The following is a 20,114-nucleotide window of genomic DNA, read 5'->3' as shown; positions in this document are numbered from 1 at the left end:
CATAGGAGGTGGATAAGGTGAAGGAAGTACGATTGATCACAAAGGCGAAAAAAGGCAATACCGCCGCCTTTGAAAAACTGATCACAGCTCATCAGGAGACTTTATATAAAACAGCTTATCTCTATTTGCATCATAAGGAAGACACGCTGGACGCGGTACAGGAAACGGCCTATAAGGCTTTTCTCAACATCGCGCAGCTGAAAGAACCGAAATATTTTAAAACGTGGCTCATCCGCATTCTTCTCAATACGATTTTCTCGATGAAGAAAAAGCAGGGGGACGTTATCCCGTTTGAACCGCAGCATGATACACGTGCGGAGAACAAGAACGTTGAAGAATACATAGACCTTCGAAATGCCCTGGAAACCCTTGACGAACATATACAGCTGACCATTCAGCTTTATTATTTTCAAGATTTCTCGATTGCAATGATCGCCGAACAGACCGGAATGGCGGAAGGCACTGTAAAAACGCATCTGCACAGGGCGAGAAAAGCATTAAAGCAAGAGCTGGAAAAGGAGGATAAACAAATATGGAAAAGCATCAAATGAAGCAATTGTATCAGGACATTGACGTGCCGAAAGCTGAATTGAAAAACGTGATACACAGCGCGGCTGTCCGTGCCGGAAAAGAAGGCGCCGTCAGACGGAGATGGGGAAGAAAACTGATAAACGGCTTCGCGGTTGCTGCTGCTTTGTTTTTTCTGTATCTGTCCTCAGGCTTGTTCATGCCCTCCGTTAATACGGCTATGGGAAACATCCCTGTTGCCGGACAAATTTACAGTCTGTTTCAGGATAAGGCAGGTTCTGCGCTGTTTAAAAGCAATTTGGTGACAAAATTGAACGAGAAAGCGGAATCACGCGGGATCACGGTGACAGTAAAAAGTGTATATTACGACAGCGGCCAGCTCGTTTATAATTTTATCGTCGATCACCTGAAATCCGATGAAGACTATATTTCATTTCAAGTTGATTATAAGGATGGCCTTCATATTTTAGCTGTAGATTATGACAGCCAGGACTTAAAAAAATTGAAAGATGGACGGTATGGAGGCCAGCTTCGTTTTTTCACAGATGGCTCAAAGTTAAAAGACGGTGACAAGATCCCGCTTGTCATTACACAGATGAAGGACATCCCAGGAAACTGGCGGTTTAACCTACCAGTAAAAAAACAGCATTCAACCTTTTTAGAAGGAACGAAAGATGTGATGGTGAATAACGGATTGTATCGGCTGTTCGATATACGAGCGGAAAACGGAACGATGGGTTCTGCTCTGCAATATACAATTGACTATCACGGCATTGCCAAAAAAGACGCCATTTCCATTTATGACGCAACGGATGATGCAGGAAACCATTATGAAATGACGTTATCCAATATTGAACTGGGGAACAGGAAGAAACTCTCCAACGGGGATGAAAGAGTCCGGGGACAAACCCAATTCAGCAAACCGATTGATCCAAAAGCAAAAAAACTGTTCATTACGGGTCATGTGAAATTTGAAAGGGAAACCAGCGAAATCATACCTCTGCAAACAAAACTGCCGGTCAGCTATAAAACGGAACATCATCACGTCGGTATAAAAATCAATAAAATCAGGCAAGAAGGCAGGCATGTCATTGTCGATTATCAATTCACCGGTATCGATTCGGAAAAAACAGATGAAGATCAGCTGATCAATGTCGGAGAAACGATCGGTCTGGGCGACACGAAAAAGATGAAGGCTTGGTCATCTTCAGATGATTATGAGAAAGACTATTATCTCAAAGGAAATAAGGCGAAAGTCACTAATCTCAAGAAAGGTGAAATGGAATCCGTTTTTGAACTGGATGATTCACACAATAAAGAGTATTCATTACGCCATTTCTCGCTCGGCTCATACGCCCTCTACATTGAAAAAACCAATATGAATCTGCTGGTAAATAACGATCTCACATTCGAAGTGCCGATCCGGCAAATGTCAGAAAAATAAACTCTCTAAAGGCGGCTGTTTTGCCGCCTTCATTTTTGGAATCATTTGGTCAATTAACGAATAAACTAAATTTTTTTACCGTGATTGTTCGTTTTTTATATTGAGTTTTCAAAATTGTATTGATACAATAGACTCAGAAATCAAATATGCAGATATCGTATAATGGCGGGGATATGGCCCGCAAGTTTCTACCAAGCTACCGTAAATGGCTTGACTACGGATCAATCTCAATCGTTTGATATAAATAATCAATTCTTATTTATTCAGACTGAACGTATGTAGTCAAGCGTCCCAATGTATTTGGGGCGTTTTTTATTTGGCGGATAACGGGCAGAATAAATAGGAGAGAAAGAAGGAGGCAATTGGCTTGAAGCAATTTTTTCAGTTTGATGAGCTGGGGACAAGCTATCGTAATGAAATCATCGGCGGTTTAACGACCTTTTTGTCAATGGCGTACATCCTGTTCGTCAATCCGCTGACATTGTCTTTAAACGGTGTGAAGGGATTTCCGGAAGCATTAAAGATTGATCAGGGGGCGGTTTTCACCGCAACTGCTCTTGCGTCCGCGGCCGGCTGTATTTTAATGGGGCTGATAGCAAAGTATCCGATTGCGATCGCGCCGGGTATGGGATTAAACGCGTTTTTTGCTTTCTCTGTCGTTCTCGGCATGGGGATTTCCTGGCAGGCGGCGCTGTCCGGCGTATTGATTTCCGGGATCATTTTCGTGGCGCTTTCTTTAACGGGATTGCGTGAAAAGATCATTAATGCGATTCCGCCGGAGCTGAAATTGGCGGTAGGCGCGGGAATCGGTTTGTTTATCACATTTGTCGGCTTACAGGGCTCCGGCATTATTGAAGCGAACTCATCCACTCTTGTTTCTATCGGCAACATTCACAGCGGGCCTGTGCTGTTAACGATTTTCGGCGTCATTGTGACCGTTATTTTAATGGTGCTTCGCGTGAACGGCGGTGTTTTTATCGGAATGCTTCTGACGGCCATTGCCGGAATGATCTGCGGTTTGATTCCGGTTCCGACACATATTATCGGCAGCGTGCCGAGCCTTGCGCCGACTTTCGGACAGGCGTGGATGCACCTGCCGGACATTTTCTCCGTTCAAATGCTGATTGTCATTTTAACCTTCTTGTTCGTCGGATTCTTTGATACAGCCGGTACGCTTGTGGCTGTAGCGACACAGGCCGGACTGATGAAGGAAAATAAACTTCCGCGCGCGGGAAGAGCGCTTCTTGCAGATTCCACGTCTATCGTCATCGGGGCCGTGCTCGGCACATCGACGACGACGTCATATGTTGAATCAAGCTCAGGCGTTGCTGCGGGAGCGCGTTCGGGATTCGCAGCTGTCGTTACGGGGATTCTCTTTTTGCTTGCGATGTTTTTCTCGCCGCTGCTGTCCGTCGTTACCACAAATGTGACGGCTCCGGCTTTAATTATTGTCGGCGCGCTGATGGTGGCGCCGCTCGGTAAAATCGCCTGGGATAAATTTGAGGTGGCGGTGCCGGCATTCTTGACAATGATTATGATGCCGCTGACGTACAGCATTGCGACAGGGATTGCGATCGGCTTTATTTTCTACCCGATTACAATGATCTGTAAAGGAAAAGGGAAAAGCGTTCATCCGATTATGTACGGGCTGTTCGTCATCTTTATTCTGTACTTTATCTTCTTAAAATAATGGGAAAAACCGGCTGCGTAACCAGCCGGTTTTGTTTTTTATCGTATTTTTTAAAACCATTACATACAATAAAACGTCATGTGGTTGTCCGAATAAAGGAATCACTTGACTGTTTAAGGACGCTTCGGTACCTTATATAAGTGTTTTATTTTCTTGCTTAACAGATTCCGCCGTATTTTTTTGATAGGAGTTGCTGACATGACGGAAGAAAGAAAAGAAACGTTTGAAGAAGAAAAACAGAATCAGAAAATAGATGAAGAACCGCTGTCGAGAATGTCCAGAAATGCGGGACGCCATCAGAAGCAAAAGAAAAAAGAGAAGCAGCGGCGCCCGGCTGCACCTTTTACGGAAAAGCTCGGCACTGTATGGGCTGCGGTAAAGCGGTATTGCCGTTTCGCTTTGCGTATTTTGCAATCACCGGTGAGAATCGTGGGGGAAGACGGATTCTCCCGTTTTAAATATGCTATTATTTCAATGCTTGTGTTCAGTGTCTTTTTTTCAATCGGAAATTGGTTTCAGCTGAAGGCGAGCCAGCAAAGGCCTCTCGGGTTCGGAGAGCGGCATCATACGTTTTTTGACGGATTTACCGTTGTTCTCTTGTACTCGCTCGTCTTTTTAGCCGTTACGGCCGGCGCCATCTGGCTTGTGTCGCGTTATATGATGAAACAAAAAATTACGATGCGTGATGCGGCTGCAGGGTTTGGATCACTGTTGGTTCCCGCGGTTGCCTGTTCTATTGTGTGGATGATTTTCTCCATACTGAATCTGCCGGTGATTACCGTCATTTTTACAGCCCTTATGCTGTTTTTGGCTGTTTCGGCCATGGTGCAGTTTATCCAGATGCTGTACAAAACGGCTGAACGGGCTTCGGTTGACGTGATGTACTGCATTCTTGCGGCCGCGCTTATGATGCTTGTGTTTACAGCCTTGACATGGCCGCTCATTTCGGAGTACTTCACGGCCTCGCTTATCCCGTTATAAGTCGAAACGTGTCTGTCACAATGTTTACAAATATTTCTAATTTCACATGTTGTTTTGCTGAGCTGGCCGATATATGATAGGAGCAACAGAAAATCGTCAGAGGCATCAATCTTTATGATTCGGAAAGGATGATTGAGGATGGCCCCATTGTTGCGCGAAGCCATTAATCGAAAGAAGCAGCTGCTGCAGACGAAGCTGATTCACTCAGGTTTTTATCATGGCCAGGGCCATGAACTGGCCGGCTATACGCTGAGTGAGCTTGAAAAGGAATATGAAGCATTAAAGAGTTTGAAAAAGAAGCCCCGGCTGCACTGATAAGAGAATGGAAGTCTGCCTTTTAAAAGGCGGGCTTTTTTTCTTTTGAAAACGGGCAAAAGAGGGTAAACTATTTTTGTCGAAAGGTTTGTACGGCTGCATCGCTGCCGTTTTCTCGCAGCAGAATATGAGTGCTTCTTGAATCAGAGGGGGGATGATTAATGATGCAAACGATCTTATCAAACAGTATAGGTATGGTTCTCATTATTCTCATTATTAACATCATATATGTATCTTTTTTTACGATCAGAATGATTCTGACGTTAAAGGGACAGCGCTATCTGGCAGCAGGCATCAGTACCATTGAGATTCTTGTGTATGTGACCGGCTTGAGCCTCGTGCTCGGCAATCTGAATCAAATTCAAAACGTCATTGCATACGCTCTCGGCTACGGTCTTGGCGTCATCGTCGGAATGAAAATTGAAGAAAAACTTGCGCTCGGGTATATTACGGTCAATGTCATTACGAAGGAGCTTGATTTAGACCTTCCGAGGCAGCTGCGGGAAAAGGGCTACGGTGTCACAAGCTGGGTAGCGGGCGGACTTGAAGGAGACCGGACCGCCATGCAGATTCTGACACCGAGAAAATATGAGCTTCAGCTGTATGATACGATTAAAACGCTTGACGAAAAAGCGTTTATCATTGCCTTCGAGCCGAAAACCATCCACGGCGGGTTCTGGGTAAAAGCAGTGAAGAAGAGGAGAATTAAGGAATGACAAAGCCAAAAAAGAAACGGTTTGAAGTAACAGAACACGAAACGATTGATACCATTCTCACTTTAATGAAAGAAGAGGGATATATGCCCATCAGGCGCATGGAAGAGCCGATCTTTACAGAAAAGAAAGAAAATGGATCAATTCAAGTCGTTCCTTGCGGGAAAAAAATCGTATTTGAAGGCAAATTGATCTAAACACGAACATTAAAAGAAAGAATTTTTATATCGTTCGATAATGTCGTTGACATTATCCAAGTCCGTTGTTAAGATAAACATGAAATCAAAACACGACCTCATATAATCTTGGGAATATGGCCCATAAGTTTCTACCCGGCTGCCGTAAACGGCCGGACTATGCAGGAAAGTGATAATCAGCTGACATGGATATCGCAGAAGCGAACGACTGACGATACACGCGCCATGCCCGGTTTGTATTGCTTCCTCAGTGCAATGCAAATTGGGCTTTTTTTGTCTGAAAACAACGCATGAAAAGGTGGGAATAGAATGCAGCCGCTAGCAGGAATCATCATGGGAAGCACCTCCGACTGGGAGACAATGAGACATGCATGTGACATACTTGACGAACTTCACATCCCTTACGAAAAACAGGTTGTATCCGCTCACCGGACGCCTGATTTGATGTTTGAATACGCAGCAAGCGCCAGAGACAGAGGCTTAAAAGTCATCATTGCCGGAGCGGGAGGAGCGGCCCATCTTCCGGGAATGACGGCGGCGAAAACGACACTGCCGGTCATTGGCGTGCCGATTCAGTCTAAGGCGCTCAACGGGCTGGATTCACTTCTGTCCATCGTGCAGATGCCTGGCGGCGTGCCGGTCGCGACGACAGCCATCGGAAAAGCGGGCGCGGTGAACGCCGGTCTGTTAGCCGCGCAAATTTTGTCGGCATTTGATGAAGAAATTGCGCAAAGACTAGAGGCGAGAAGAAACACCACTGAACAAGCGGTGCTGGAAAGCAGTGATCAGCTTGTCTAATCATACGATCTACCCGGGTGCCGTAATCGGCATAATCGGCGGCGGGCAGCTTGGAAAAATGATGGCCGTTGCCGCAAAGCAGATGGGATATAAAGTGGCTGTCGTCGATCCTGTGAAAGACTCGCCGTGCGGACAGGTCGCCGATGTGGAAATTACCGCCCCTTATAATGACCGCGGAGCGATTCGGAAGCTGGCCGATATCAGTGACATTATCACTTATGAATTTGAAAATATTGATTACGAAGCGCTGAACTGGCTCAAGGAAAACGCATATCTTCCGCAGGGAAGCGAGCTTCTGCTCATCACCCAGAACCGGGAGACGGAGAAAAAAGCGATCCAATCAGCCGGCTGCCAAGTCGCCCCTTATCGGATCGTCAAAAGCCGGTCGGAGCTGGAGCAGGCCATTCAGTCACTCGGCCTGCCGGCGGTTCTAAAAACCTGCCGCGGCGGCTATGACGGTAAAGGGCAATTTGTCATTAAGGAAGAGGGGCAGGCAGACGAAGCATCCGCACTGTTAGAGAACGGAACCTGCATTCTTGAAAGCTGGGTATCTTTCCGAATGGAGCTGTCTGTCATCGTGACAAGATCAGTGCACGGAGAGATTTCAACTTTTCCGGCAGCTGAAAACATTCACCACAATAATATTTTGTTCCAAAGCATCGTGCCTGCGAGGGTGGATGAAGCGGTTCGAAAGCAGGCAGAGGCGCTCGCCGTTCAGCTCGCCGAAACTTTGGGGCTTGTCGGACTGCTTGCGGTGGAAATGTTTGTGACGGAAGAAGGAGATCTTCTCATAAATGAATTGGCGCCGCGTCCGCACAACTCAGGGCACTATACGCTTGATCTTTGCGAAACGAGCCAATTCGAGCAGCATATCAGAGCGGTTTGCGGCTTGCCGCTTGGCAAAACTGAGCTGTTAAAACCCGGAATGATGGTGAATCTTCTCGGAGATGAAGTGAAACTGGTTGAGGAAAAGACGGAGCTTTTAAAGGAAGCCAAGCTTTACCTGTACGGGAAACACGACATTAAAAAAGGCCGCAAAATGGGACATATCACGTTTTTGCGGGAGCCTGATGACGAATGGATTCAGGACGTGACGAATATATGGATGAATAGAGACGGAGGGCAAGCATAATGATTGAACGTTATTCAAGACCTGAAATGTCCGCGATTTGGACGGACGAGAACAGATATCAAGCATGGCTGGAAGTGGAGATTTTAGCCTGTGAAGCCTGGGCGGAGCTTGGCGTCATTCCGAAAGAAGACGTTAAAGTGATGCGTGAAAACGCGTCTTTCGACATTAACCGTATTTTAGAAATCGAGCAGGATACGCGTCATGACGTCGTAGCTTTTACCCGCGCGGTTTCTGAATCATTAGGCGAAGAAAGAAAATGGGTGCACTACGGCCTGACTTCAACCGACGTCGTGGATACGGCTCTTTCTTACCTATTAAAACAGGCAAACGACATTCTGCTCAAGGACATTGAGAGATTTGTTGACATCATAAAAGAAAAAGCGAAAGAGCATAAATATACGGTAATGATGGGACGCACACACGGCGTACACGCTGAGCCGACAACATTCGGCCTGAAGCTTGCGCTTTGGCATGAAGAGATGAAACGCAATCTTGAACGCTTCAAGCAGGCGAAAGCAGGCATCGAAGTCGGTAAGCTTTCCGGCGCGGTCGGCACATATGCGAACATTGATCCGTTTGTAGAGCAATATGTTTGTGAGAAGCTCGGACTGAAAGCGGCGCCGATTTCGACGCAAACGCTGCAGCGTGACCGCCATGCGGATTACATGGCAGCACTTGCCCTGATCGCGACAAGCATTGAAAAATTCGCAGTTGAAATCCGCGGACTGCAAAAAAGTGAAACGCGCGAAGTGGAAGAGTTTTTCGCAAAAGGACAAAAAGGATCATCGGCCATGCCGCACAAACGGAATCCGATCGGTTCAGAAAATATGACAGGCATGGCGCGCGTCATCCGCGGCTACATGCTGACGGCATATGAAAATGTTCCATTATGGCATGAACGCGATATTTCTCATTCATCAGCAGAACGGATTATTCTTCCGGACGCGACAATTGCACTGAACTACATGCTGAACCGTTTCAGCAATATCGTCAAAAACTTAACGGTATTCCCTGAGAATATGAAACGCAACATGGACCGCACGCTCGGTTTAATCTACTCTCAGCGCGTGCTGCTCGCTTTAATCGACACGGGTCTGCCTCGTGAGGAAGCATATGACACGGTTCAGCCGAAAGCAATGGAAGCGTGGGAAAAACAAGTGCCGTTCCGCCAGCTTGTCGAAGCGGAGGAAAAAATCACTTCCCGACTCACGCCGGAACAAATTGCTGACTGCTTTGACTACAATTATCATTTGAAAAACGTCGACTTGATCTTTGACCGTTTAGGTTTATAGAAGAAGCCAGCCGGAGACGGCTTCTTCAGCCGTCATAGATTGAAAATTCCCAAAATTCGGGTTAGGAGAACTTCCGTGAATATTGTGAAAAATGACCTTCTTTATGAAGGAAAAGCGAAACGAATTTACAAAACTGAAGACGAACAGATACTCTACGTCGTTTACAAGGATTCCGCCACAGCCTTTAATGGTGAGAAAAAAGCGGAGATCAGCGGGAAAGGCCGTTTGAACAACGAAATCTCAAGCCTGATTTTCAAACATCTGCATGCACAAGGAATCGACAACCATTTCGTTGAGCGCATCTCAGAAACGGAACAGCTCATCAAAAAAGTGAGTATCGTGCCGCTTGAAGTCGTCGTCAGAAACGTTGCGGCCGGAAGCATGTCCAAACGCCTCGGCATCCCGGAAGGAACAGAACTTCCTCAGCCGATTATCGAATTTTACTACAAAGATGACGCACTCGGTGATCCGCTCATTACAGAAGATCATATTTGGCTGCTGAAAGCGGCATCGCCTGAACAAGTGGAAACGATCAAATCCATTACAAAACAGGTGAATAAAGAGCTTCAGCACATTTTTGACGGCTGCGGTGTCAGATTAATAGATTTTAAACTTGAATTCGGTGCAGACGCAGAGGGACAGGTGCTGTTAGCAGATGAAATTTCTCCTGATACGTGCCGCCTGTGGGACAAAGACACAAACGAAAAGCTTGATAAAGATTTGTTCAGACGGAATTTAGGTAGCTTAACCGATGCATACGAAGAGATTTTCAAAAGACTGGGAGGCATTTCATAATGTATAAAGTGAAAGTATATGTCAGCTTAAAAGAAAGTGTACTTGATCCGCAAGGGAGCGCGGTGCAGCATGCATTGCACAGTATGACCTACAATGAAGTGCAGGATGTGCGCATCGGAAAATACATGGAGCTGACGATTGAAAAATCTGACCGCGATCTTGACGGGCTTGTGAAAGAAATGTGCGAAAAACTGCTCGCCAATACAGTGATTGAAGACTACCGATATGAAGTTGAGGAGGTTGTCGCACAGTGAAATTTGCGGTGATTGTGTTACCCGGCTCTAACTGCGATATTGATATGTTTCACGCTGTAAAGGACGAACTGGGCGAGGAAGTCGAGTACGTTTGGCACAAGGAAACAAGCCTTGACGGATTTGACGGCGTGCTCATCCCGGGCGGATTCTCTTACGGCGATTATTTAAGATGCGGCGCCATTGCCAGATTCGCAAACATCATGCCGGCTGTCAAAAAAGCGGCGGCCGAAGGAAAACCGGTTCTCGGCGTTTGCAACGGTTTTCAGATTTTACAGGAGCTTGGCCTTCTGCCCGGCGCGATGAGACGAAACAAAGATTTAAAATTTATTTGCCGCCCGGTTGAATTGGCTGTACAAAATGAGAAAACGCTGTTTACCTCTTCCTATGAACAAGGTGCATCAATCACCATTCCGGTGGCCCACGGCGAAGGGAACTTCTACTGTGACGACGAAACGCTTGAAGCATTAAAAGAAAACAATCAAATCGCCTTCACATACGGATCTGATATTAACGGAAGTGTCAGCGGCATCGCGGGTGTCGTGAATGAGAAAGGCAATGTATTAGGCATGATGCCTCACCCTGAACGCGCGGTTGACGAGTTGCTCGGCAGCGCAGACGGTCTTAAATTATTCCAGTCTATTGTGAAAAATTGGAGGGAAACTCATGTCGCTACTGCTTGAACCAAGTAAAGAACAAATTAAAGAAGAGAAACTCTATCAGCAAATGGGTGTCAGTGATGACGAGTTCGCACTCATTGAATCTATTATCGGAAGATTGCCAAACTACACAGAAATCGGAATTTTTTCCGTCATGTGGTCTGAGCATTGCAGCTACAAAAACTCTAAGCCGATTTTACGCAAATTCCCGACGAGCGGCGAACGCGTGCTGCAAGGTCCGGGAGAAGGCGCAGGAATCGTTGACATCGGAGACAATCAGGCGGTTGTGTTTAAAATTGAATCACATAACCACCCGTCAGCGCTTGAGCCTTACCAAGGAGCTGCAACAGGAGTGGGCGGTATCATCCGCGACGTCTTCTCAATGGGCGCCCGTCCGATTGCTGTATTAAACTCTCTTCGATTTGGTGAACTCACTTCACCGCGTGTGAAGTACTTGTTTGAAGAAGTAGTTGCGGGAATCGCGGGATACGGAAACTGTATCGGTATTCCGACGGTCGGAGGAGAAGTGCAATTCGACGCGAGCTATGAAGGCAATCCGCTTGTCAATGCGATGTGCGTCGGTTTAATTGACCATAAGGATATTAAGAAAGGCCAGGCGAAGGGTGTCGGCAATACCGTCATGTATGTCGGTGCAAAAACGGGCCGCGACGGTATTCACGGCGCCACATTCGCCTCGGAAGAAATGTCAGATTCATCTGAAGAAAAACGGTCTGCGGTACAAGTCGGCGACCCTTTCATGGAGAAACTTCTGCTTGAAGCCTGCCTTGAAGTGATCCAATGCGATGCGTTAGTCGGCATTCAGGATATGGGAGCGGCCGGTTTGACGAGTTCAAGCGCGGAAATGGCAAGTAAAGCCGGCTCCGGCATTGAAATGAATCTTGATCTCATTCCACAGCGTGAAACAGGGATGACCGCTTACGAAATGATGCTTTCTGAATCTCAGGAGCGGATGCTTCTCGTCATTGAACGCGGACGTGAGCAGGAAATCGTCGATATTTTTGAAAAGTATGATCTTGAAGCCGTTTCTGTCGGCCATGTAACCGATGATAAAATGCTCCGCCTCCGCCATAACGGAGAGGTCGTTTGCGAACTTCCGGTTGATGCGCTTGCGGAAGAAGCGCCAGTATATCACAAGCCGTCAAGTGAACCTGCATACTATCGTGAGTTTCAGCAAACAGAAGTTTCTGCTCCGGAAGTGAAGGATGCGACAGAAACGCTTATCGCTCTTTTGCAGCAGCCGACGATTGCCAGCAAAGAGTGGGTGTACGACCAATACGATTACATGGTGCGCACCAATACAGTAGTTGCCCCGGGGTCTGACGCCGGTGTGCTCAGAATCCGCGGAACGAAAAAAGCGCTGGCGATGACGACCGATTGTAACGCGCGCTATTTATACCTTGATCCGGAAATCGGCGGAAAAATCGCTGTTGCCGAAGCAGCGCGCAATATCGTTTGTTCCGGTGCTGAGCCGCTTGCGGTCACGGATAACCTGAACTTCGGGAATCCTGAAAAGCCTGAAATCTTCTGGCAGATTGAAAAAGCGGCCGACGGGATCAGCGAGGCGTGCAACGTACTCAGCACACCTGTCATCGGCGGAAACGTATCCCTTTATAATGAATCAAATGGAACGGCTATCTACCCGACACCTGTCATCGGCATGGTCGGTTTAATCGAAGATATCGCTCATATTACGACGCAGCATTTCAAAGCGGCCGGAGACCTGATCTATGTGATCGGCGAAACAAAACCGGAGTTTGCGGGAAGTGAGCTGCAAAAAATGACGGAAGGCAAGATTTACGGCAGAGCGCCGGAAATTGACCTGGCCGTAGAAGAGGCACGCCAAAAAGCGCTTCTGAACGTTATTAAACAAGGATTGATTCAATCAGCCCATGATGTTTCTGAAGGCGGGCTCGGCGTTGCGATTGCGGAAAGCGTCATGACGACAGACAGCCTCGGCGCAAACGTTACGGCATTTGAGGAAGCGGCTCTGTTATTCAGTGAGTCTCAATCACGTTTCGTTGTATCCGTGAAGGAAGAAAACAAGGCGGCGTTTGAAGCGGCTGTGCCAGATGCCGTTCACATCGGTGAAGTGACAGCAGACGGACTTTTGACCATCCAAAGCCAAGACGGACGACAATTGGTTCACGCGCAGACGAAAGAGCTTGAGCGCGCGTGGAAAGGAGCTATTCCATGCTTGCTGAAATCAAAGGCCTAAATGAAGAATGCGGTGTGTTTGGCATCTGGGGGCATGAAGAGGCTCCGCAAATTACGTATTACGGCCTGCACAGCCTGCAGCACAGAGGGCAAGAGGGCGCCGGAATCGTGGCGACCGACGGCAAAAAGCTGACAGCGCACAAAGGCCAAGGTCTCATTACGGAAGTATTTCAAAACGGCGAACTGAGCAAAGTGAAGGGCAAAGGCGCCATCGGCCACGTCCGCTATGCCACGGCGGGCGGCGGGGGATATGAAAATGTCCAGCCGCTCCTGTTCCGCTCGCAAAACAACGGGAGCCTCGCTCTCGCCCATAACGGCAACTTAGTCAACGCCACACAATTGAAGCAGCAGCTTGAAAACCAAGGGAGCATCTTTCAGACTTCCTCCGATACGGAAGTACTGGCTCACCTCATTAAACGCAGCGGCCATTTTACATTAAAAGACCAAATTAAAAATTCTCTGTCGATGCTGAAAGGCGCCTACGCCTTCTTAATCATGACGGAAACAGAAATGATTGTAGCGCTTGACCCGAACGGACTCAGGCCGCTGTCTATCGGAATGTTGGGAGACGCTTATGTCGTTGCATCAGAAACGTGTGCCTTTGATGTCGTCGGTGCGACATATCTTCGTGACGTTGAGCCGGGCGAAATGCTGATAATTAATGACGAAGGCATGCAGACTGAACGTTTCTCCATGAACATTAATCGTTCCATCTGCAGCATGGAGTATATCTATTTCTCAAGACCGGACAGCAATATCGACGGCATTAACGTGCACAGCGCGCGTAAAAACCTTGGGAAAATGCTTGCGCAGGAATCGGCGGTGGAAGCGGATGTCGTTACAGGTGTGCCTGATTCAAGTATTTCAGCGGCAATCGGCTACGCCGAGGCAACGGGAATTCCGTACGAGCTCGGCCTCATTAAAAACCGTTACGTCGGCAGAACCTTTATCCAGCCGTCACAGGCGCTTCGCGAACAAGGAGTCAGAATGAAGCTGTCCGCCGTACGCGGAGTGGTTGAAGGGAAACGCGTCGTTATGGTTGATGATTCCATCGTGCGCGGGACGACAAGCCGCCGGATTGTCACGATGCTCAGAGAAGCGGGGGCGACAGAGGTGCATGTGAAAATCAGTTCACCGCCGATCGCTCATCCGTGCTTCTACGGTATCGATACATCAACGCATGAAGAGCTGATCGCTTCCTCCCATTCGGTTGAAGAAATCCGCCGAATCATTGGTGCCGACACACTTTCTTTCTTAAGCGTAGACGGATTGTTAAAAGGGGTCGGCCGTAAATTTGAAGACACCAACTGCGGACAATGTCTCGCGTGTTTTACGGGCAAATACCCGACAGAAATTTATCAGGATACAGTGCTTCCTCATGTGAAAGAAGCGGTGTTAACAAAATAATTTTTGAAAATGGCATAAAGGCAGCGCGAATTCCGGCTGCCTTTCTCTTTCTGCCTTTTAAGGAGAAACGAATTGACAAGGAGTGATAGGGATGTCTGATGCTTATAAAAACGCCGGCGTTGATATCGAAGCCGGATATGAAGCCGTCAAACGAATGAAAAAACACGTGGAGCGCACGAAAAGGCTGGGCGTGATGGGAAGCCTGGGCGGTTTTGGAGGAATGTTTGATCTGTCAGAGCTGCCGTATCAAAAGCCTGTATTAATTTCAGGAACAGACGGCGTCGGTACAAAGCTGAAGCTTGCATTCTCCATGGATAAGCATGACACGATCGGCGTGGACGCGGTCGCTATGTGTGTAAACGATGTGCTCGCCCCAGGAGCGGAGCCGCTGTTTTTTCTTGATTATTTAGCAGTCGGCAAGGCTGATCCGGTGCAGATTGAGCAGATCGTTCAGGGCGTGGCAGACGGCTGCGAGCAGTCCGGCTCTGCGCTTGTCGGCGGTGAGACGGCGGAAATGCCGGGCTTATACACGGCTGACGAGTATGATATTGCCGGTTTTTCAGTCGGAGTTGTTGAAAAAGACGAAATCGTCACCGGCGAAAAGATCGAAGAAGGACATCTCTTAATCGGACTCACTTCAAGCGGCCTTCACAGCAATGGATTTTCCCTTGTGAGAAAAGTGCTTCTGGATGACGCCCAGCTTGATTTGGATTCTGTATATGAGCCGTTTGTACGTCCTCTCGGAGAAGAGCTGCTTGAACCGACAAAAATTTATGTCAAGCCGGTGCTTGCAGCGGTAAAAAGCGGCAAAATCGACGGCATGGCGCATGTAACGGGCGGCGGCTTTATCGAAAATATTCCGCGGATGCTGCCGGAAGGCCTGAGCGCCGAGATTGATCACGGCTCTTGGCCGATTCCGCCGATTTTTCCGTTTTTGCAGGAGCACGGCAAGCTGAAAGAAGAAGAAATGTTCAACGTCTTTAATATGGGCATCGGTTTTGTCCTGGCTGTGAAAGAAGAGAGCTTGACGGAAGTAATCGAAACGCTTGAAGCGCATGGCGAAAAGGCATATTTAATCGGGCGTGTGAAGCAGGGGCAAGGCGTTGCTTTCGGCGGTGCGGCTCTTTCATGAAAAAGTTCGCGGTATTTGCTTCTGGAAACGGGTCGAACTTCGAGGCCATTGCCAATCGTCTGAAACAAGAAAATTGGGATGCGGAGCTGTCGCTTCTCGTGACAGACAAGCCTCAGGCCAGAGCGGTTGAAAGGGCGGAGGCGCTAAACATCCCGTCATTTGCATTTGAGCCGTCAGCTTATGAAAACAAAGCTGCCTTTGAGCGGGAAATGATCGAACAGCTTCGTCTGCACGGGGCGGAATTGATCGTTCTTGCCGGCTATATGAGGCTGATCGGAGATACTTTGCTCAAAGCATACGGCGGCAAAATTATTAACATTCATCCGTCGCTTCTCCCGGCATTTCCGGGCATCGACGCGGTCGGACAGGCGCATCGGGCTGGTGTGAAGGTTGCCGGCATTACCATTCATTACGTGGACGAAGGAATGGACACCGGGCCGATCATCGCGCAAAAAGCATTTGAAATACAGGAAAATGATACGCTCGAAGACATGGAAAAAACGATACATGAGCTTGAACACAAATGGTATCCGAGCATTATTAAACAGCTGCTGGGACTAAATAACAGAGGTGAAAAGGCATGACAATCAAACGCGCATTAATCAGTGTTTCTGATAAAACAAATCTCGTACCTTTCGTAAAGGAACTGACAGAGCTTGGCGTCGAGGTTATTTCGACAGGCGGAACAAAAAGACTTCTTCAAGAAAACGGTGTGGACGTCATCGGCATTTCAGAAGTGACGGGATTTCCTGAAATTATGGACGGACGGTTAAAAACACTTCATCCTAATATTCACGGCGGGCTTCTTGCCGTAAGAGACAATGCTGAGCATATGGCGCAGATCAATGAACACGGCATTAAGCCTATTGATCTCGTAGTTGTCAACCTTTATCCGTTTAAAGAAACGATTTCAAAAGAAGACGTGACATATGAAGAAGCGATAGAAAACATTGATATCGGCGGGCCGGGAATGCTGCGCGCGGCTTCTAAAAACCATCAGGATGTGACGGTTATCGTAGATCCGGCCGATTACAGCCCCGTCATCAGTGAAATCAAAGAACAAGGCGGCGTCTCCCTTCAGAAAAAACGCGAGCTGGCGGCTAAAGTATTCCGCCATACTGCAGCCTATGATGCATTAATCGCCGAGTATTTAACAAACGAAGCCGGTGAAAAAGACCCTGAGCAATTCACCGTCACATTTGAGAAAAAACAATCGCTTCGCTACGGGGAAAACCCTCACCAAGAAGCTGTTTTCTGCCAAAGCGCACTTCCGGTCAGCGGTTCAATTGCGGCTGCAACACAGCTTCACGGCAAAGAGCTTTCTTACAACAACATTAAAGACGCGGATGCGGCAGTTCAAATCGTCCGTGAATTCACAGAGCCTGCGGCTGTTGCCGTTAAACATATGAACCCGTGCGGAGTCGGTACGGGCGCTTCAATCGAAGAAGCGTTTAACAAAGCGTATGAGGCTGACAAAACATCTATTTTTGGCGGCATTATCGCACTTAACCGCGAAGTCGATAAGGCGACGGCTGGGACCCTTCACGGCATCTTTCTAGAAATCATTATCGCGCCTTCTTTCAGTGAAGAAGCGCTTGAGATATTAACGGCGAAGAAAAACCTCCGCCTGCTGACGCTTGACGTGACGGCTTCAGGGAAGAAAGAAAAACAGCTGACATCCGTTCAGGGCGGACTTTTGATTCAAGATTTAGATGTGCACGGCTTTGATGATGCCGACATCAGCATTCCGACAAAAAGAGAGCCGAACGAGCAAGAGTGGGAAGACCTGAAGCTTGCTTGGAAAGTCGTAAAACACGTGAAATCAAACGCGATCGTTCTTGCGAAAGACCATATGACCGTCGGTGTAGGAGCGGGACAGATGAATCGTGTCGGTTCAGCCAAAATCGCCATCGAACAGGCCGGAGAAAAAGCAAAGGGCAGCGCTCTCGGTTCAGACGCGTTTTTCCCGATGCCGGATACGGTCGAAGAAGCGGCTGAAGCGGGCGTAACGGCCATTATCCAGCCGGGCGGTTCAGTGCGTGATGAAGATTCTATCAAAAAAGCGGATGAATACGGCATTGCCATGGTATTCACAGGCATCAGACACTTCAAACATTAAGGGGATGAACAAAGCGTGAATGTATTGATTATCGGTAAAGGCGGCAGAGAGCATACACTGGCATGGAAAGCGGCGCAAAGTCCACTTGTTGACTCGGTGTACGCCGCGCCCGGAAACGACGGAATGGCAAACAGCGCGACACTTGTCGGCATTGAAGAAAGCGACCATGCCGGTCTCGTTGCGTTTGCGAAAGAACATCATGTCGGCCTGACGATTATCGGTCCTGAAGTCCCTTTAATCGAAGGGCTTGCCGACGAATTTGAAAAATCCGGCCTGCTGGTGTTCGGACCGTCAAAACAAGCGGCGATCATTGAGGGGAGCAAACAGTTTGCAAAAGACTTAATGAAAAAATACGGCATTCCGACAGCCGAGTACGGTACATTTACGTCTTTTGAAGAGGCGAAAACGTACGTTCAGAAAAAAGGCGCGCCGATTGTCATTAAAGCGGACGGTCTTGCTGCCGGCAAAGGCGTAACGGTTGCGATGACAGAGGAAGAAGCGATCGAATGCCTGCACGATTTTCTTGAGGATGAGAAGTTTGGCGAGGCGAGCGCGTCTGTCGTCATTGAAGACTTTCTTGCAGGAGAAGAGTTTTCCTTAATGTCGTTTGTCAAAGGGGAAACCGTCTATCCGATGGTGATCGCCCAAGACCATAAACGCGCGTTTGACGGAGACAAAGGACCGAATACAGGCGGTATGGGCGCCTATTCACCGGTTCCTCACATTTCTGAAGAAATCGTGCAGCACGCCGTCGAAACCATCGTTAAGCCTGCGGCAAAAGCCATGGTGCAAGAAGGCCGCTCCTTTACAGGCGTGCTGTACGCGGGGCTGATTCTGACGGAAAACGGTTCAAAAGTGATTGAATTTAACGCCCGCTTCGGTGATCCGGAAACACAGGTCGTTCTTCCGAGAATGGAATCTGACCTCATTCAAGTGCTTCTTGATCTGCTTCAGGAGAAGGACGTTGACTTGAAATGGAAGGATACGGCCGCGGTCAGCGTCGTCCTTGCTTCCGAGGGCTATCCTGAAAGCTATGCGAAAGGCACGCTGATCGGTTCTCTGGCTGCAAATGAAGCAGGAGTCGCTGTTTTCCACGCCGGCACGAAAAAAGACGGAGACCAATTTGTCACAAACGGCGGCCGGGTAGTAAATGTCACTGCGTTTGCCGATACATTTGAAGCGGCGAGAGAAAAAGTATACAGCGCCGTTTCGAACCTGGCCAAACCCGGCTTGTTTTTCAGAAATGATATCGGCGCCCGCGCGCTGAAAGCTTCTCAACGATAGCGAGCAGAACCCCGCAGCACCCGAGCTGCGGGGTTTTTCTTACGAAAAAGTGCGATGAAAGGCTGAGGAGGATAAGACAACCAAAGTCGTCGGCTTGCCGTGAGCCATACATTCATCGATAAAATCTTCAAGCGTATGGACGGATTCCGTCATGATCTTTGTTATGTAGCTGTACATACCGGTAATTATGTGATTTTCAATCACGTCGGGATGCTTCCCGGCAAAGGCGGCGTAATGCTTGCAGCTTCTCGGCTCCATGAGGATAAAAGCCGTTACCTGTTTATTGAGTTTGTCGGCTGGGAAATGATTACGCCGCTTGCAGAAGAGTTCAAGAATCCGAAAAGGGAAATCCCGATCAGCCTGTTTGCAGCTGCTTCCTGTGTGGCTCTGTTATACATGATGACAGCTTTTGTAACGGGCGGAACACATGCTTATGGGAGCGAGGAAAAGCGGTGTTTACATCACCGCATGTCTGGCGCTGTTCATTACATTCAGCACGATTCATGCCAATATCGCGGGGTTTTCCAGAATGGTGTACGCTATGTCAAGAGAAGGGCACATTCCGCGGTATTTTGCGAGGTTGCATGAAAAAAGCCATACCCCGGTGCGGGTGCTGCTATGGCTGGGCGCCGTGTTTTGTGCGGTGCTTTTGATCCAGTGGGTGTACAAGCTCAATCCTGAAGTGCTCTTGAAGAGGCCGAGCGCCGCGTTTATTGCCTCATATGTCATGACGATGGCAGCCGCGCTCAAATTATTGCGCCGTTTGAGCGCTTGGGCCTGTTGTATACAAGGAGAAAATAAATAACAAGCCGAAAACGACTTGTTATTTTTCTTGATGATCGCTGTCACTTTGGTTAGTCATCCCGGCTTGGAACATATACGTGACCGGACAGAAACGCAGCATACCGGACGCGGCTTTCATAGCGCCCATCATCATACAGAAAAGATGCATTTTACACCAAGGCTTTCTCGTGTATTTTGCTGCTGCAGCTGACAAAATAGTAAGGCCGCAAGTGATTCGGATAACGGCGTTCAGCAGGCTGATATTCGGTTTCATGCTTTCAGCTCCCTTTTAATGAAATTTTCGTGCATCTTCAATAATTTGTAACGATTTAGCCGTGCGATAATCTTGCGGATGTGAT

The 20,114-nt window shown here is 48.1% G+C and carries 20 protein-coding genes, 2 pseudogenes and 2 riboswitches; of the genes and pseudogenes, 20 read left to right on the top strand and 2 right to left on the bottom strand.

What is annotated here, in order from left to right:
- Positions 1 to 17 precede the first annotated feature (17 nt).
- From AXI59_RS12160 to purD, 19 genes are all read left to right on the top strand, one after another.
- On the top strand, positions 18 to 551 hold the full coding sequence (locus AXI59_RS12160; RefSeq protein ID WP_061528350.1) for a sigma-70 family RNA polymerase sigma factor: 534 nt from the start codon (positions 18 to 20) through the stop codon (positions 549 to 551).
- The gene (locus AXI59_RS12155) at positions 533 to 1,972 is read left to right on the top strand and encodes a DUF4179 domain-containing protein (RefSeq protein WP_061528349.1); all 1,440 of its coding nucleotides are present in this window, start codon (positions 533 to 535) and stop codon (positions 1,970 to 1,972) included. The genes AXI59_RS12160 and AXI59_RS12155 overlap by 19 nt, the downstream gene beginning before the upstream one ends.
- A gap of 135 nt (positions 1,973 to 2,107) precedes the next feature.
- Positions 2,108 to 2,209, top strand: a riboswitch (purine riboswitch).
- 130 nt (positions 2,210 to 2,339) lie between these two features.
- Complete coding sequence (locus AXI59_RS12150) at positions 2,340 to 3,662, top strand: NCS2 family permease (protein WP_061528348.1); 1,323 nt, start codon at positions 2,340 to 2,342, stop codon at positions 3,660 to 3,662.
- A 198-nt stretch (positions 3,663 to 3,860) separates the two neighbouring features.
- A complete protein-coding gene (locus AXI59_RS12145; RefSeq protein WP_061528347.1) occupies positions 3,861 to 4,643 on the top strand; it encodes a hypothetical protein in 783 nt (260 codons plus the stop codon).
- 138 nt (positions 4,644 to 4,781) lie between these two features.
- Positions 4,782 to 4,958, top strand: coding sequence for a Fur-regulated basic protein FbpA (locus AXI59_RS19425; RefSeq protein WP_082791769.1), 177 nt, complete (start codon positions 4,782 to 4,784; stop codon positions 4,956 to 4,958).
- 161 nt (positions 4,959 to 5,119) lie between these two features.
- A complete protein-coding gene (locus tag AXI59_RS12140) occupies positions 5,120 to 5,674 on the top strand; it encodes a DUF2179 domain-containing protein (RefSeq protein WP_061520202.1) in 555 nt (184 codons plus the stop codon).
- Positions 5,671 to 5,868, top strand: coding sequence for an NETI motif-containing protein (locus AXI59_RS12135; RefSeq protein ID WP_061528346.1), 198 nt, complete (start codon positions 5,671 to 5,673; stop codon positions 5,866 to 5,868). Before AXI59_RS12140 ends, AXI59_RS12135 begins: the two co-directional genes overlap by 4 nt.
- 78 nt (positions 5,869 to 5,946) lie before the next feature.
- A riboswitch (purine riboswitch) is annotated at positions 5,947 to 6,048 on the top strand.
- 129 nt (positions 6,049 to 6,177) lie between these two features.
- Entirely contained in the window at positions 6,178 to 6,666 is a 489-nt protein-coding gene (purE, locus tag AXI59_RS12130; protein WP_061528345.1) for a 5-(carboxyamino)imidazole ribonucleotide mutase, read from the top strand.
- On the top strand, positions 6,659 to 7,798 hold the full coding sequence (gene purK, locus AXI59_RS12125; RefSeq protein WP_061528344.1) for a 5-(carboxyamino)imidazole ribonucleotide synthase: 1,140 nt from the start codon (positions 6,659 to 6,661) through the stop codon (positions 7,796 to 7,798). The genes purE and purK overlap by 8 nt, the downstream gene beginning before the upstream one ends.
- Positions 7,798 to 9,090: an adenylosuccinate lyase gene (purB, locus tag AXI59_RS12120; RefSeq protein WP_061520206.1), complete on the top strand. Its 1,293-nt coding sequence runs from the start codon at positions 7,798 to 7,800 to the stop codon at positions 9,088 to 9,090. Before purK ends, purB begins: the two co-directional genes overlap by 1 nt.
- A 75-nt stretch (positions 9,091 to 9,165) precedes the next feature.
- On the top strand, positions 9,166 to 9,885 hold the full coding sequence (purC, locus tag AXI59_RS12115) for a phosphoribosylaminoimidazolesuccinocarboxamide synthase (protein WP_061528343.1): 720 nt from the start codon (positions 9,166 to 9,168) through the stop codon (positions 9,883 to 9,885).
- The gene (gene purS / locus AXI59_RS12110; protein WP_061520208.1) at positions 9,885 to 10,139 is read left to right on the top strand and encodes a phosphoribosylformylglycinamidine synthase subunit PurS; all 255 of its coding nucleotides are present in this window, start codon (positions 9,885 to 9,887) and stop codon (positions 10,137 to 10,139) included. The genes purC and purS overlap by 1 nt, the downstream gene beginning before the upstream one ends.
- Positions 10,136 to 10,819: a phosphoribosylformylglycinamidine synthase subunit PurQ gene (purQ, locus tag AXI59_RS12105; RefSeq protein WP_061528342.1), complete on the top strand. Its 684-nt coding sequence runs from the start codon at positions 10,136 to 10,138 to the stop codon at positions 10,817 to 10,819. The genes purS and purQ overlap by 4 nt, the downstream gene beginning before the upstream one ends.
- Positions 10,803 to 13,031, top strand: coding sequence for a phosphoribosylformylglycinamidine synthase subunit PurL (gene purL / locus AXI59_RS12100; protein WP_061528341.1), 2,229 nt, complete (start codon positions 10,803 to 10,805; stop codon positions 13,029 to 13,031). The genes purQ and purL overlap by 17 nt, the downstream gene beginning before the upstream one ends.
- The gene (gene purF / locus AXI59_RS12095; protein WP_061528340.1) at positions 13,007 to 14,437 is read left to right on the top strand and encodes an amidophosphoribosyltransferase; all 1,431 of its coding nucleotides are present in this window, start codon (positions 13,007 to 13,009) and stop codon (positions 14,435 to 14,437) included. Before purL ends, purF begins: the two co-directional genes overlap by 25 nt.
- A 91-nt stretch (positions 14,438 to 14,528) precedes the next feature.
- Complete coding sequence (purM, locus tag AXI59_RS12090; protein ID WP_061528339.1) at positions 14,529 to 15,569, top strand: phosphoribosylformylglycinamidine cyclo-ligase; 1,041 nt, start codon at positions 14,529 to 14,531, stop codon at positions 15,567 to 15,569.
- Complete coding sequence (gene purN / locus AXI59_RS12085) at positions 15,566 to 16,153, top strand: phosphoribosylglycinamide formyltransferase (RefSeq protein WP_061528338.1); 588 nt, start codon at positions 15,566 to 15,568, stop codon at positions 16,151 to 16,153. Before purM ends, purN begins: the two co-directional genes overlap by 4 nt.
- Positions 16,150 to 17,688, top strand: coding sequence for a bifunctional phosphoribosylaminoimidazolecarboxamide formyltransferase/IMP cyclohydrolase (gene purH, locus AXI59_RS12080; protein WP_061528337.1), 1,539 nt, complete (start codon positions 16,150 to 16,152; stop codon positions 17,686 to 17,688). The genes purN and purH overlap by 4 nt, the downstream gene beginning before the upstream one ends.
- Positions 17,689 to 17,703: 15 nt before the next feature.
- The gene (gene purD / locus AXI59_RS12075; RefSeq protein ID WP_061528336.1) at positions 17,704 to 18,972 is read left to right on the top strand and encodes a phosphoribosylamine--glycine ligase; all 1,269 of its coding nucleotides are present in this window, start codon (positions 17,704 to 17,706) and stop codon (positions 18,970 to 18,972) included.
- A 39-nt stretch (positions 18,973 to 19,011) separates the two neighbouring features.
- Here the strand turns inward: purD and AXI59_RS19420 are convergent.
- Positions 19,012 to 19,266: pseudogene (locus AXI59_RS19420) on the bottom strand (Lrp/AsnC family transcriptional regulator); the annotation flags it as partial.
- Here AXI59_RS19420 and AXI59_RS12070 point away from each other — a divergent pair.
- Positions 19,249 to 19,735, top strand: a pseudogene (locus AXI59_RS12070) (APC family permease); the annotation flags it as partial. The pseudogenes AXI59_RS19420 and AXI59_RS12070 sit on opposite strands and share 18 nt — an antisense overlap.
- A gap of 60 nt (positions 19,736 to 19,795) precedes the next feature.
- Here the strand turns inward: AXI59_RS12070 and AXI59_RS12065 are convergent.
- Positions 19,796 to 20,029: a YgaP family membrane protein gene (locus tag AXI59_RS12065; protein ID WP_061520216.1), complete on the bottom strand. Its 234-nt coding sequence runs from the start codon at positions 20,027 to 20,029 to the stop codon at positions 19,796 to 19,798.
- Positions 20,030 to 20,114 lie beyond the last annotated feature (85 nt).

It is taken from the genome of Bacillus nakamurai (assembly GCF_001584325.1).
Lineage (GTDB): Bacteria > Bacillota > Bacilli > Bacillales > Bacillaceae > Bacillus > Bacillus nakamurai.
This window is presented reverse-complemented; position numbering and strand designations above follow the sequence as displayed.

Bases quoted from the DNA above. Each gene is read 5' to 3' on its own strand.
- AXI59_RS12140 (WP_061520202.1), top strand. From the start codon at position 5,120: ATGATGCAAACGATCTTATCAAACAGTATAGGTATGGTTCTCATTATT.
- purF (WP_061528340.1), top strand. From the start codon at position 13,007: ATGCTTGCTGAAATCAAAGGCCTAAATGAAGAATGCGGTGTGTTTGGC.
- purM (WP_061528339.1), top strand. From the start codon at position 14,529: ATGTCTGATGCTTATAAAAACGCCGGCGTTGATATCGAAGCCGGATAT.
- purS (WP_061520208.1), top strand. From the start codon at position 9,885: ATGTATAAAGTGAAAGTATATGTCAGCTTAAAAGAAAGTGTACTTGAT.
- AXI59_RS12145 (WP_061528347.1), top strand. From the start codon at position 3,861: ATGACGGAAGAAAGAAAAGAAACGTTTGAAGAAGAAAAACAGAATCAG.
- purH (WP_061528337.1), top strand. From the start codon at position 16,150: ATGACAATCAAACGCGCATTAATCAGTGTTTCTGATAAAACAAATCTC.
- purB (WP_061520206.1), top strand. From the start codon at position 7,798: ATGATTGAACGTTATTCAAGACCTGAAATGTCCGCGATTTGGACGGAC.
- AXI59_RS19425 (WP_082791769.1), top strand. From the start codon at position 4,782: ATGGCCCCATTGTTGCGCGAAGCCATTAATCGAAAGAAGCAGCTGCTG.
- AXI59_RS12065 (WP_061520216.1), bottom strand. From the start codon at position 20,029: ATGAAACCGAATATCAGCCTGCTGAACGCCGTTATCCGAATCACTTGC.
- purL (WP_061528341.1), top strand. From the start codon at position 10,803: ATGTCGCTACTGCTTGAACCAAGTAAAGAACAAATTAAAGAAGAGAAA.
- AXI59_RS12135 (WP_061528346.1), top strand. From the start codon at position 5,671: ATGACAAAGCCAAAAAAGAAACGGTTTGAAGTAACAGAACACGAAACG.
- purE (WP_061528345.1), top strand. From the start codon at position 6,178: ATGCAGCCGCTAGCAGGAATCATCATGGGAAGCACCTCCGACTGGGAG.
- purN (WP_061528338.1), top strand. From the start codon at position 15,566: ATGAAAAAGTTCGCGGTATTTGCTTCTGGAAACGGGTCGAACTTCGAG.
- AXI59_RS12155 (WP_061528349.1), top strand. From the start codon at position 533: ATGGAAAAGCATCAAATGAAGCAATTGTATCAGGACATTGACGTGCCG.